The 11,716-nt window shown below is 60.0% G+C and carries 10 protein-coding genes; 7 read left to right on the forward strand and 3 right to left on the reverse strand.

Features of this window, described 5'->3' with window-relative positions:
- Nucleotides 1-266 precede the first annotated feature (266 nt).
- From B3Z17_RS09720 to B3Z17_RS09740, 5 genes are all read left to right on the forward strand, one after another.
- Complete coding sequence (locus B3Z17_RS09720; protein ID WP_068304553.1) at nucleotides 267-719, forward strand: ATP-dependent zinc protease; 453 nt, start codon at nucleotides 267-269, stop codon at nucleotides 717-719.
- A gap of 19 nt (nucleotides 720-738) precedes the next feature.
- Nucleotides 739-1,644: a 30S ribosomal protein S6--L-glutamate ligase gene (rimK, locus tag B3Z17_RS09725; protein WP_068304551.1), complete on the forward strand. Its 906-nt coding sequence runs from the start codon at nucleotides 739-741 to the stop codon at nucleotides 1,642-1,644.
- Nucleotides 1,645-1,648: 4 nt separating this feature from the next.
- Nucleotides 1,649-2,716 (forward strand): succinylglutamate desuccinylase/aspartoacylase family protein, encoded by a 1,068-nt coding sequence (locus B3Z17_RS09730; protein WP_286829624.1) that lies wholly within the window; start codon nucleotides 1,649-1,651, stop codon nucleotides 2,714-2,716.
- 93 nt (nucleotides 2,717-2,809) lie between these two features.
- Entirely contained in the window at nucleotides 2,810-3,202 is a 393-nt protein-coding gene (locus tag B3Z17_RS09735; protein ID WP_286829625.1) for a hypothetical protein, read from the forward strand.
- 197 nt (nucleotides 3,203-3,399) lie between these two features.
- The gene (locus B3Z17_RS09740) at nucleotides 3,400-3,681 is read left to right on the forward strand and encodes a hypothetical protein (RefSeq protein ID WP_286829626.1); all 282 of its coding nucleotides are present in this window, start codon (nucleotides 3,400-3,402) and stop codon (nucleotides 3,679-3,681) included.
- On the opposite strand, the gene B3Z17_RS09745 is transcribed toward B3Z17_RS09740, so the two are convergent.
- The 3 genes from B3Z17_RS09745 to B3Z17_RS09755 all read right to left on the reverse strand — a co-directional run bounded on the left by B3Z17_RS09745 (nucleotide 3,682) and on the right by B3Z17_RS09755 (nucleotide 7,384).
- Entirely contained in the window at nucleotides 3,682-5,463 is a 1,782-nt protein-coding gene (locus B3Z17_RS09745; protein ID WP_286829627.1) for an aminopeptidase P family protein, read from the reverse strand. It lies immediately after the preceding gene.
- Between the two features lie 115 nt (nucleotides 5,464-5,578).
- On the reverse strand, nucleotides 5,579-6,235 hold the full coding sequence (locus B3Z17_RS09750) for a GntR family transcriptional regulator (RefSeq protein ID WP_286829628.1): 657 nt from the start codon (nucleotides 6,233-6,235) through the stop codon (nucleotides 5,579-5,581).
- A gap of 117 nt (nucleotides 6,236-6,352) precedes the next feature.
- Nucleotides 6,353-7,384, reverse strand: coding sequence for a proline racemase family protein (locus B3Z17_RS09755; RefSeq protein WP_286829629.1), 1,032 nt, complete (start codon nucleotides 7,382-7,384; stop codon nucleotides 6,353-6,355).
- Between the two features lie 320 nt (nucleotides 7,385-7,704).
- On the opposite strand from B3Z17_RS09755, the gene B3Z17_RS09760 reads away from it, so the two are divergent.
- On the forward strand, nucleotides 7,705-10,566 hold the full coding sequence (locus tag B3Z17_RS09760) for a TonB-dependent receptor plug domain-containing protein (RefSeq protein ID WP_286829630.1): 2,862 nt from the start codon (nucleotides 7,705-7,707) through the stop codon (nucleotides 10,564-10,566).
- Nucleotides 10,567-10,662: 96 nt separating this feature from the next.
- A complete protein-coding gene (locus tag B3Z17_RS09765) occupies nucleotides 10,663-11,607 on the forward strand; it encodes an ornithine cyclodeaminase family protein (RefSeq protein ID WP_286829631.1) in 945 nt (314 codons plus the stop codon).
- The last annotated feature ends 109 nt before the right edge of the window (nucleotides 11,608-11,716 follow it).

Below are 11,716 nucleotides of genomic sequence, written 5' to 3' on the forward strand. Positions count from 1 at the left end.
TGGCCTCTTTCGCTTCTGCCGATAGATTCATACGTCAGAATTTCATGCCTGAGAATAGGAATACCGTTGGCCCTGAACGCTTTTATTCCAGCGGTGGAAAATTTCCCTTTCCAAAGCCCCCTCGTTTCGGATAATGGGGTCGTGAAAAGGCGGCCAGGCCTTCAGGCTCCGTCCGTTTCGAGTATTCCAGAAAATGAAGTTTTGATTTTCCCATTGAATGAGCGGGGCTTATGTCCCACCTTCAGGACATGCGTGGAGGCACGGGAATGCGGAGCAAACTGATTATCGGTTGGCGCGAATGGGCGGCATTACCGGATCTTGGCGTGGACCATATCAAGGCCAAGATCGATACGGGCGCCAAGACCAGCGCGATCCATGCTTACCGTGTGAAGAAAATTGTGAAAGACGGCGCCCCGTGGGCGGCTTTCCGGCTGCATCCGGTGCAAAAGCACAAGAAGCCGGAAATCCTGTGCGAGGCCCCCATCGTTGACGAGCGTCTGGTCAGAAGCTCCAACGGTCACGAAGAGACCCGGTTTGTGGTCAGGACGACTCTGCGGCTGGGGCCGCTTGCACGCCCAATCGAGCTGACGCTCACAAACCGGGACGAAATGGGCTTCCGCATGTTGATCGGACGCCAGGCACTGAAGAAATTTTATCTCGTAGACAGCGGACTGTCCTATGGCCTTGGTGAGCCTGACAACCCGCTCTACCGCACCTAATTCCAGAGGAAGGGCTATTATGCGTATTGCACTGCTCACCCGAAATCCAAACCTCTATTCGCACCAGCGGCTGATGGAAGCCGCGCGCGAACGGGGCCATGAAATCGACCCCATCGACACCATGAAGGTTTATATCAATATTGCCTCGCACCGGCCGGAGATGCGCTACAAGGGCGATATCCTGTCGGGCTATGATGCGGTGATCCCGCGGATTGGCGCGTCGGTTACCTTCTTTGGTACTGCTGTTTTGCGGCAGTTCGAGATGGCGGGCGTGTACCCCTTGAACGAATCGGTGGCGATCACGCGCTCGCGCGACAAGCTCAGGAGCTTCCAGCTGCTGTCCCGCCGCGGCGTTGGCCTGCCGGTAACAGCGTTTGCCAACGGCACCAGCGAAGCCGATGACCTGATCGACATGGTCGGCGGCACGCCCGTGGTGATCAAGCTACTCGAGGGCACGCAGGGCGTTGGCGTGGTGCTGGCGGACACGCGCGATGCGGCGCGGTCCATGATCCAGGCATTCGGCAAGCTGAAGGCCCACATTCTGGTGCAGGAATATATCAAGGAAGCCGGCGCGTCCGATATTCGCTGCCTGGTGATCGACGGCAAGGTTGTTGCGTCGATGATGCGCAAGGGCGCTGAGGGCGAGTTCCGCTCGAACCTGCACCGGGGCGGCAGTTCCGGCACCGTCAAAATCACGCCGGAAGAACGCTCAACGGCTGTGCGCGCGGCCAAGATCATGGGCCTCAATGTGGCGGGCGTGGATATGCTGCGTTCCAACCACGGGCCGGTGATCATGGAAGTGAACAGCTCGCCGGGGCTTGAAGGTATCGAGAAAGCCACTGGCATTGATGTGGCGGGCAAGATCATCCAGTGCATTGAAAAGAATGCGCGTCCGCACCGCACCAAAACCAAAGGGAAGGGCTAGGCCCATGCCAGGCGAGCGTAAGGCGCGGCGGGCGGCTTTCACGTTCGGTGACCACAAGGTTCAGCCGGGCAGCCGGGCGTCGTTGGCGCTCGAACTGCCGGGCCAAAGCCGCTATACGCCCTTGTCCATGCCGGTCCATATCATTCATGGCAAGAAAGATGGGCCAACCATGTTCATCTCGGCCGCCATCCACGGCGACGAGATCGGTGGCATTGAGATCGTGCGCCAGCTTTTGAAGCAGAAGGCGCTCAACCGCCTGCATGGTACGCTGATCTGTGTGCCGGTGGTCAATGTGTATGGCTTCCTCAATCACACCCGCTATATGCCCGACCGGCGCGACCTGAACCGGTCGTTCCCGGGCTCGGAGCACGGCTCCCTGGCGGCGCGTGTGGCCCATGTGTTCAAAACCGAAATCCTTGACCGCGCCGATTACGGCATCGACCTGCACACCGGCGCCAATCACCGCACCAATTACCCCCATATTCGCGCCAACATGGAAGACGAGGAAACAGCCCGGCTGGCCCGCGCCTTCAATACCGCCGTGATCGTGAATGCCACGTTGCGCGACGGGTCCCTGCGTGGCTGCGCGGTGGACCAGGGCGTGCCGGTACTCCTCTATGAAGCAGGCGAGGCGCTCAGGTTCGAGACGCTGGCGGTGTCCGCCGGTGTGCGGGGTATCCTGAATGTGCTGGGCGCGGTGGGCATGATCAAGCGCACCGCCAAACGCCGCCCGCACGTGACGGTGGAAGCCGAAACCTCGCACTGGGTGCGCGCCAAGCGCTCAGGCCTGATCCGGAACCCGATCGCGCTCGGGTCCCACGTTGAAAAGGGCGACCGGCTGGCGCACCTGTCGGACTGGCTGGGTGACGAGGAAAGCGACATCCGGGCGACCAAGGAAGGCGTGGTGATTGGCCGGACCAACCTGCCTATCGTCAATGAAGGCGACGCGCTCTTTCATGTGGCGGAATTTGACAATGCCGAAAAGGCTGGCAGGACGGTGGAACGCTTCGCAAGCTCACTCGAAGGCCTGGGCGAGGGCGACTATGTCGATCCGGTTGTGGCGGAAGAATAAACGCCATACCATCCCCACCGAGCAGCGGATACAACCTGTGTTCCGGTCTTTCTGCTTGGCCCGATTCTGACCCCTGTCATTGCGATCCCATCTATGGTAGATAAAATTGTATCGAATGGGGGTTCGGTCGCTAACCAAGGATGGAAAATGACCGATTTCGATTTTATAAAATCAATTTCAAATGTGCCGAAACAGCCTGTGGAATCAACCATTAAAGGCGACGCCTTTGGCCATCGGGCCGCCAATATGGATGGTGGGGCACATCGGCCTGCATTTACGACTCAGGCTTCGCCGCCGTGGGAGCATGAGCCCGGCACACCCAGGAACAGCATCGGCTGGAAGATGGGCTCGGGCGCAGAATACCGGCAGCATTTCAAAAGTTGGTTCACGAGGCTTGATGATGAAAAACGCGAAACCTTCATGCGCGATCATCCCGAACCTGAGGGCTGGCGCGGCTTCTACGGCAGCCTGATTGAAGGCGACTAAGCGTTCAGCCTTGCGGCAATAGCGCACACAGTTCGCGATTCCCGCTATCTGGCCTACCCGACCGGCGACAGTGGTTTCATCTTCCGTGAAGACGCCCAGACGATGATGCTGGTGAAAACCAAGGACGGACAGATGTCTCTTGAGCTTTGGGGGGCAACCGCGCATAAAAAGGCGGAAGAAAGAGGTCTGTCCGCCTGATGAAGCCAGAAAAATTATCAAATGTTCGCATCAAAGTGTGGCTTTTATCCGTCTACGCCTTGGGTGCCGCGGCATTGATGCTCGTGGGCATTTGGACTGAGTCTGATCAACTACAGTATTATGGGTTTGGCGCCTTCTTTTTGGTGCTGATACTGGCTTGGATGATCCGGTGCGAAGGATGTGGTCAGTTTTGGGCGCATACCGAAGACGATGACAATGACTATAAAATGTTCATTGCCATAGCCAAGAAGTGCCCAAAATGTGGCATGACACGCCGCTGATCAAATCGCCTCGGTGGCCTTGATCAGCCAGTCTTTCACCTCGCCGCTAACCTGCGGTTCCATCTCCTCGCGCACGCGGGCGTGGTAGGCGTTCAGCCAGTCCACTTCGGCTTTCGTGAGCAGGCTGAAATCAATCAGCCGCGTGTCGATGGGCGCGAGGGTGAGGTCGTGAAGCTTCAGGAAGCCGTCCTCGCCCTCAACAATCTCGCACAGGTTCTCGATCCTGATGCCGAAGCGGTCGGCTTCATAATAGCCGGGCTCGTTGGTGATGGTCATGCCGGCCACCAGCTCAATGTCATTCACCTGCTTGCCGATGCGCTGCGGGTGTTCGTGAACGGAAAGCCCCACGCCCACGCCGTGGCCGGTGCCGTGGTCATAATCCAGCCCTGCTTGCCACAGCGGCATGCGCGCCAGCGCGTCCAGCTGGTGGCCCTTGGTACCTTTGGGGAAGCGGGCGGTTGCCAGCGCGATATGGCCCTTCAGCACGCGGGTATAACGGTCCTTCACCTCGTCTGACACGTCGCCGATGGCGATGGTGCGGGTGGTGTCCGTGGTGCCGTCCAGATACTGGCCGCCGCAGTCCAACAGGTAAATGGTGTCGGCCTCCAGCTTGCCTTCCTTGCCCGCAACCGGCGCATAGTGGCACAGGGCGGCGTTGCCGTCGGCGGCGGAGATGCTTTCGAACGACGGCTCCATAAACTGGTTGGCTTCCTTCCGATGCTCCAGGATCTTGTCGGCGGCCTCAATCTCGCTGATCGGGTTGCCTGCCACGGCGCGTTTGTGTGCGTTCGCGTCCAGCCACGACAGGAACTTCACCCAGGCCACGCTGTCGCGCTTGTTGGCGGCGCGCATGGCCAGGCGTTCGTGGCTGTTCTTGTGCGCTTTCGCAAGCGTCACCGGGTCGGCGGCCTTGTGCACACTGCCGCCCGCGGCCTCAACAATCTGCTTGGCCGCAACGGGGCTCCAGTTCGGGTCGATCCACACACACTTGCGCGCGCTTCCCGCAGCCTTAAGGGCGTCGCCGAAGCTGTCCACAGTGCGCACCGTCACGCCGCCCATGTCGATGTCCGCGCGGTCCGTGCCGAACTTGCGGTCATCAATGAACCAGTCGGCCTTGCCGTCTGCAGATAACAGCACGAAGCTGTGCGGCATGGGGTTATAAGGCACATCGCCGCCGCGTACATTCATCAGCCAGGCGATATTGTCTGGCAGGGTTATCGCTAGCGCGTCTGCGCCTGCATCCTTCAGTTTCGCGGCGATCTTGGCCCGGCGCTCGCTGGCGCTTTCGCCCGCCATGCTTTCCGGGTAGGCGATCACCTTTCCAAGTGGCGCCGCCGGCTGGTCATCCCACGCCCGGTCGATCAGGTTTTCTTTGACCGGCACCAGCTCCGCGCCCGTGCCTTCAAGCTTGTCCGCGATCGCTTCAACCTGAGCCGCTGTGTGCAGCCAGGGGTCATAGGCGATGCGGTCGCCTTTCTGCGCGTGCTCCCCCAGCCACCGGGCAGGCGGATGGTCGTGCAGATGCTGGTGCGAGAAGGTTTCGAGGTCCACCTGCCGGGCTACCTGAACTGTATAGCGCCCATCGACAAAAATGGCGGCGTCATCGGTACGCACGATTGCCATGCCAGCCGACCCCGTAAAGCCCGTCAGCCACTGCAGCCGCTTGTCGCGCGCGGCGATATATTCGCCCTGATGGACATCCGCGAGCGGCACAAGGAAGGCCTGAACGCCTTCTTTTTCCATTTCAGCGCGTAGGGCGGCAAGGGGGCTGGTGGCGAGCATTCTGGGGTCTGTCCTTCTGTTTTTATGTCGTCACTCGCCGGCTTGACCGGCGAGTCCATGGCACGTGCCTTATATGGATTCGCCGACCAGATCGGCGAATGACGATATTGCTGTTTTATTCGTTTTCCTGCAGGTGTTTCATCAGGTCCCGCCGCGCGCCATTGATATGGTCATGCAACAGGCCGATGGCTTCGTTCTTGCGGCCGGTCTCACACAGGTCCACAAGGCGCACATGTTCTTCGTTGGCGCGGTCGCGGTTATCCTCACTGAGGCTCAGCTGGATGCGCACATAGCGGTCCAGGTTGTCGTGGATTTTCTTGACCAGCTCCAGCGTGATCGGTCGTCCGGCGATGGCGTAAATCTCGGCGTGAAGCTGCCAGTTGATCTCCCCCCATTTTGTGGGGCTGGCGCCGTTCATCCGTTCGATGATCTTGCGCGACCGGGCGATGACGTCGGGCGTCATATGGTCGATGGCGCGGCCCAGCAGGTCGCCTTCCAGCGACATGCGGATATCGAAATATTCGTTGATCTCTTCCATCGATAGGCGCGAGACGATGGCACCCTTGTAGGGCACATTGACGACCAGCCCTTCGGCTTCAAGCTGCTGGAAGGCCTCGCGTACCGGAATCCGGCTGACACCCAGCTTCTTGGCCACGTCATCCTGCCTGAGCTGTTCGCCCTGGGCATAGTCGCCAGAGAGGATCAGCTCTCTGAGCGCGTCCGCCACCTGTATCGCCAGCGATTTCCGTTTTACCGCCTGCACCTTTGCCATAAAATATCTTCCCAAGTTTACGTGGTCTTGGCCCTGAAGGCCTTCAGGGCCGGTATATGGATCGATTTATACTGTATCCAATGTCCAATCGCACGCATTTGTCTGGAAAATGCCAAATTATCTTTTTTTCCAAAGATCTGCAGGGCGCTGTGGCGTGGCAAAACCTTCCGGCAGCGGGTCGTCGTCCTCGAGGATGAAGCGGCTTTCACCAAAATAGTGCGCCTGGCCGCCGACGCGCGCGATCACGGCGTCATGATTGCCGAACCGGGTGCGCTCCATGATGGTGCCGCCGAAGCTGACGCCCGAAGCGCCCTTGAAGCAGCAGCGCTGGCCTTTGGCGATCTCTTCGCGGGCGTGGGCAAGCGCAAGCCGGGCCGTCACGCCGGACCCTGTCGGGCTGCGGTCCAGCTGGCCGTCGCCGAAGAAGCACAGATGATAGTTGATCTCACCCCGGTTGATCACCGCGCCTTCGGTCAGGATGGTGCCATAAAGGAAGCCGAGGTCTTCCTCATGCGGGTGGGTGATGGTTTGGGTTGCCCTGAGCTGCGCCGTGATCTCCAGCGCGCGGGCCTTCAGCTCCTCAAGCGGGCTTTCGTGCAAATCAAGGCCCAGCCGGTCAGCGGGCACGATGGCATAATAGGCACCGCCGAAGGCGATGTCAGCGCGGATGCGGCCGATGCCGTCTAGGTCCACCGGCACATGATCAAGCGCCACATAACCGGGCACATTCAGGAAGCGAACATGCTCGACCAAGCCGTCCTTGACGGTGGCGGAGATATCCACCAGCCCGCAGGGGCATTCAAGCGTGAAATCGGTGGTGCCTTCGGTGGCTTTGACACGGCCGCTTTCAATCGCCCAGCGCCCGAGAGCGATGGTGGCGTGGCCGCACATGGTGGAGTAGCCACTGTGGTGCATGAAAAGAACCGACAGGTCAGCGTCCGGGTGGCAGGGCTCCAGCGGCAGGGCGCCATACATTTCGGCGTGGCCGCGCGGCTCATGCATCAGGGCCTTCCTGATCCAGTCGTGCTTCTCAAGCGCGTCGCGCCGCTTTTCCAGGAGCGTCTTGCCCTTGAGCGCGGGGTATCCGCCGGTGATGATGCGCACCGGCTCTCCCGCCGTGTGCATATCGGTGACTTGAAACTGTTGCATTCTAATGTCCACTCGTTCGCGGCTCTGGCTACCTGTTTCCGGTCTGGCCGCTGTTTCTGTTGGGGCTGCCGCTACCTTGATCCCCTGCGGGGCAGGCATCAAGGGGGCGCACGCCAAAGATTTCTTACTCCCGCGCCAAAATATCTAAACCACAGGAGGGTTGCAATAATATATTTTATACAATATAAGCTGATTCAAATTGTATACAATATAAAAAATAACATGAACAATAAGCAGGCCGAAACTGGCTGCGCATAACAATAAAAAGACAGGTCTGGCTCTCTCTGGGGTGTAGCTCAGGAAACGAGGAAGGTTTTAAAATGTATAATCAATTGAGAGGGCTGCGCACGGTGCGCATGTCTGCCCTGATGGCTGGCGCGTCGCTTGTGAGCGTGCTGGCAGCCACTGCCCCTTCGGGTGCCCAGGATGAGAATTTCGATGTGGAAGAGGTGGTGATCACCGGCTCCCGCATCGTGCGCCGCGACTATACGAGCCCCAGCCCGGTCGCGACCGTGGGGCAGGAACAGGTGGCCACATCCGGCGCCGTGACAGTCGAACAAATTCTCAATGAAATGCCGCAGCTGCAGGCGGCCAATACATCCAACGTGAACGCCCCCGGTGGCTCGGGCACGCTGACCGCCGACCTGCGCGGCCTGGGGTCTGCCCGCACGCTAGTGCTGGTGAACGGTCGCCGGTTTGCGCCAAGTGGTGCTGGCGGCGTGGTGGACCTGGCATCGGTGCCGCAGGCGCTGATCGACCGGGTCGAGGTTGTGACCGGCGGTGCTTCCGCGGTTTATGGTTCCGACGCCATTGCGGGCGTGGTGAACTTCATCCTGAAGGATGATTTTGAAGGCATGGAAGCCGGCTATAGCTACGGCTTTACCGAACACGGTGGCGGCGAAACCCACAATGCGGAAATCACCATGGGCACAGGCCTGGGTGACGGCCGCGGCAACGCCGTGCTGTTTGCCAGCTACACCAAGCAGGACCCCGTATTCCAAAGCCAGCGCGCGCATTCTGAAACCGCGCTGTTTGAAGAAGGCGACGCACTTGTGCCGGGGGGCTCCAGCCGCGTACCGGGCACGGCCGTGTTTGGCTCAAACCTGATTTACCCGGACGGCATTGCCAACCCGGGCTGTGATGACAGCATCGGCGCCATCTTCGGCGAAGGTGGCCAGCCGGGTACCTTCTGTTGGCCGGCTGACGCCTATAATTTCGCGGCCCCGAACTATCTCTTGCGCCCGCGTGATCGCTGGCAGATCACCGGCTCCGCCAATTATGAGATCACAGACAATATCACCGCCTTTGGTGAGGTCTTCTACATGAACACAGTCAACAACCTGCAGCAGGCGCCTGCAGCCGTTGACTTTGAAATCGTTCCGGGCACGGCCACGCTGCCAGTGCCGCTCAACAATCCACTGCTCCCAAGGGGTGTTCGCGACTTCCTCGCCGCCAACTTCGATGAAGACGGTGATGGGGTCGCGACACTCGTGGGCGCGCGGCGTCGTTTCCTGGAAACGGGTTCACGGCAGCAGATTTATGACCGCAACAGCTTCCAGGTTGTGGGTGGCCTGAAGGGCGACGTTGAAGGCTATAACTGGGAGCTGTTTTACCAGTATGGCCGCACGTCCACCGACGAGGAGCTGAAAAATCTGGTGTCCAACCTTCGGGTGGCGCAAGGGCTTGATGTGGTGGTTGACGACGACGGTAACGTTTCCTGCCGCGACGAGAGCTTCGGCTGTGTGCCGCTGAACATCTTCGGCTATGATTCGATCACACCGGAAGCAGCAGCGTTTGTGACGCCAACCGCCTTCTCGAAAACTGTGGCCTCGCGCCAGGTGATCGGCGGCTCCATCGCCGGTGACGTGTTCGACTTGCCTGCGGGCGCCGTGGGCGTGGCCGTTGGCTTTGAGTATCGGAAGGAAAGCGCGCGCTACAGCCCTGACGCCACGATCCAGTCCGGCGAGCTGGGCTCGGGGTCTGACGGCCTGCCGCTCTCGGGCGAGTTCGACCTGTGGGAAGTGTTCGCGGAAACCCGTGTGCCGCTCATCGCTGACGCGCCGTTTGCGCACTATCTGGGGCTTGAGGCGGCTGTGCGCTACTCTGACTATTCGTCCATTGGCGGTGTCTTCACCTTCAAGGCGGGCGGTGAATGGGCGCCGGTTGCGGACCTTCGTTTCCGTGCCCTGTTCCAGCGCGCAGTACGGGCCCCGAACCTCGGGGAACTGTATGCCGGCCAGGCCAGTGGTGCGGTGGCTTACTCCGACCCGTGTGACGTGGACCGAAACCCGTCGGAAGCTGTCAGAAACTTCTGTATCGCGCAGGGCATCCCGGCTGACACCATCGACAACTTCCAGGAAGACGATGTCACCATCGGTGTGTTCGGCGGCAACCCGGACCTGATGGAAGAACGCTCTGATACCTACACAGTCGGCTTCGTGTTCCAGCCGTCTGCGGTGCCGGGCTTCTCCTTGTCGGCGGACTATTACAGTGTGGATGTGGATGACGCGATCTCCAGTATCGGCGTGCAGACCACCATCGACCTGTGCTTTGACGCGCTTGACCTCAATGACCCGGCGTGCCAGCGCATCGGCCGGATCTCAAACGGCAAGATGAACCGGGTGCAAAGCTTCAATGCCAACATCGCGCGCTTCAGCGTGAAGGGCCTTGATGTGCAGGCCGATTATGTCTTCGACCTGCCAGACAGCGTGGGTGTGGGCGGCAACAGCGCCAGCCTGAAAACCCGTGCGCTCGGGTCCTGGCAGTTCCAGAATGAGTTCGTACCGTTTGAAGGCGAAGCGCCGACAGACTGCGCGGGCAAGTTCGGCGGGGGCGCTTGCTCCGGCCAGGGCATTCCGATCGTGCTTGGCTTCAAGGCGCTTGTGGGCATGGACTACCGCAGTGGGCCGCTGGGCGTCAGCCTGCAGGGCCGCTACCAGGGCTCTGTAGACCCGATCAATGCGGACAATGTGATCGATAAGATCGATGCCCGCATCTATGCCGACATCGCGGTATCCTACCAGGTCTCTGAGAATGTCGAGCTGATGGGGATCATCGATAATCTCTTTGACACCAAGCCACCGGTTATCGGTTTCGGTAACGGCGGCGACACCAACTCTGACCCGGCGGTGTATGACCCGCTTGGTCGCAGGTTCATGGTGAAGGCACGCTTCAGCTTCTAGGCGGGCGCGTGCTGCACTCGGGCGGGGGCCATTGTGTCCCCGCCTTTTTTATGATCACACTGCCAGAGAAATTGCCAGGAAAGGAGACACGGCCCGATGGTACAGATGATTGACGCAGCAGGTGTGGCGCAGGCCACGCCGTTCCCGGCATTGGTGGACGCGCTTGAGGCTGCGTTCAGGAAGCCGCCGGAGACGCCCCGGCGGCATCATTATGACGTGGACAAGAATAACCCGGGGCGCATGACGCTCCTCAACATGCCCGCGTGGGAGGCAGACCGCTACATGGGCGTGAAGCTCGTATCCGTGGCGCCGGAAAACACCGCCAGGGGCCTGCCAACAGTGTCGGGCTTTTACCTGCTGTTCAGCGCCCAGGACGGCCAGCCGCTGGCCTTCATTGATGCGGCGGAGCTGACAGCCCGGCGCACGGCGGCGGCCAGTGCGCTCGCGAGCCGCTATCTCTCCCGCCCGGACGCGAAGCGTCTGTTGGTGGTGGGCACGGGCAAGCTGTCGGCCTATATGGCGCAGGCACACGCGGCAGTGCGTGATTTCGATGTGATCGAGATTTGGGGGCGCAACCCGGACAAAGCCGAAGCGGCGGTGGATGCCGCGCGCGCAGCAGGCCTTGAGGCGCGCGTGGCGGTGGATCTGGAAGCCAGCGCCCGGCAGGCGGATGTGATCAGCTGCGTGACGTCCTCGGCCAGGCCTGTGATCTCAGGCGACTGGTTGAAAGAGGGCACACATCTGGATCTGGTTGGTGCATACAGACCTGACATGCGCGAGGTGGATGACAGCGCAATCAGAAAAGCCAGAATTTTTGTCGATACTTTCGAGAATGCGCTTCATGAAGCGGGTGAAATATTAATACCCATGAAAGCCGGTGTGATTGCCCGCGATGACGTGTTGGCCGACCTGTTCGATCTGGCGCAGGGGCGAAAAAAAGCCCGGATTTCTGCGGGTGAGGTGACGCTGTTCAAGTCGGTCGGTACGTCGCTTGAGGACTATGCGGGCGCCTGTCTGGTGGTCGAAAACCTGCCTGCATAAGGCCACTTTTGGCAATAATAGTTAAAATTTGAAGCAAATATTTACGGTTTCATCATCAGCCGCCATTATGATTTCAACGAATCATGAATTACCTCCTTTGAGATACAAA

The organism is Kordiimonas sp. UBA4487, assembly GCF_002389025.1.
GTDB classification, from domain to species: Bacteria; Pseudomonadota; Alphaproteobacteria; order Sphingomonadales; family Kordiimonadaceae; genus Kordiimonas; species Kordiimonas lacus.

What these genes read in the sequence shown, in the direction of transcription:
- B3Z17_RS09720 (WP_068304553.1), top strand. Translation starts at nt 267, where the DNA reads ATGCGGAGCAAACTGATTATCGGTTGGCGCGAATGGGCGGCATTACCG.
- B3Z17_RS09740 (WP_286829626.1), top strand. Translation starts at nt 3,400, where the DNA reads ATGAAGCCAGAAAAATTATCAAATGTTCGCATCAAAGTGTGGCTTTTA.
- B3Z17_RS09765 (WP_286829631.1), top strand. Translation starts at nt 10,663, where the DNA reads ATGGTACAGATGATTGACGCAGCAGGTGTGGCGCAGGCCACGCCGTTC.
- B3Z17_RS09750 (WP_286829628.1), bottom strand. Translation starts at nt 6,235, where the DNA reads ATGGCAAAGGTGCAGGCGGTAAAACGGAAATCGCTGGCGATACAGGTG.
- B3Z17_RS09745 (WP_286829627.1), bottom strand. Translation starts at nt 5,463, where the DNA reads ATGCTCGCCACCAGCCCCCTTGCCGCCCTACGCGCTGAAATGGAAAAA.
- B3Z17_RS09755 (WP_286829629.1), bottom strand. Translation starts at nt 7,384, where the DNA reads ATGCAACAGTTTCAAGTCACCGATATGCACACGGCGGGAGAGCCGGTG.
- B3Z17_RS09735 (WP_286829625.1), top strand. Translation starts at nt 2,810, where the DNA reads ATGGTAGATAAAATTGTATCGAATGGGGGTTCGGTCGCTAACCAAGGA.
- B3Z17_RS09760 (WP_286829630.1), top strand. Translation starts at nt 7,705, where the DNA reads ATGTATAATCAATTGAGAGGGCTGCGCACGGTGCGCATGTCTGCCCTG.
- B3Z17_RS09730 (WP_286829624.1), top strand. Translation starts at nt 1,649, where the DNA reads ATGCCAGGCGAGCGTAAGGCGCGGCGGGCGGCTTTCACGTTCGGTGAC.
- rimK (WP_068304551.1), top strand. Translation starts at nt 739, where the DNA reads ATGCGTATTGCACTGCTCACCCGAAATCCAAACCTCTATTCGCACCAG.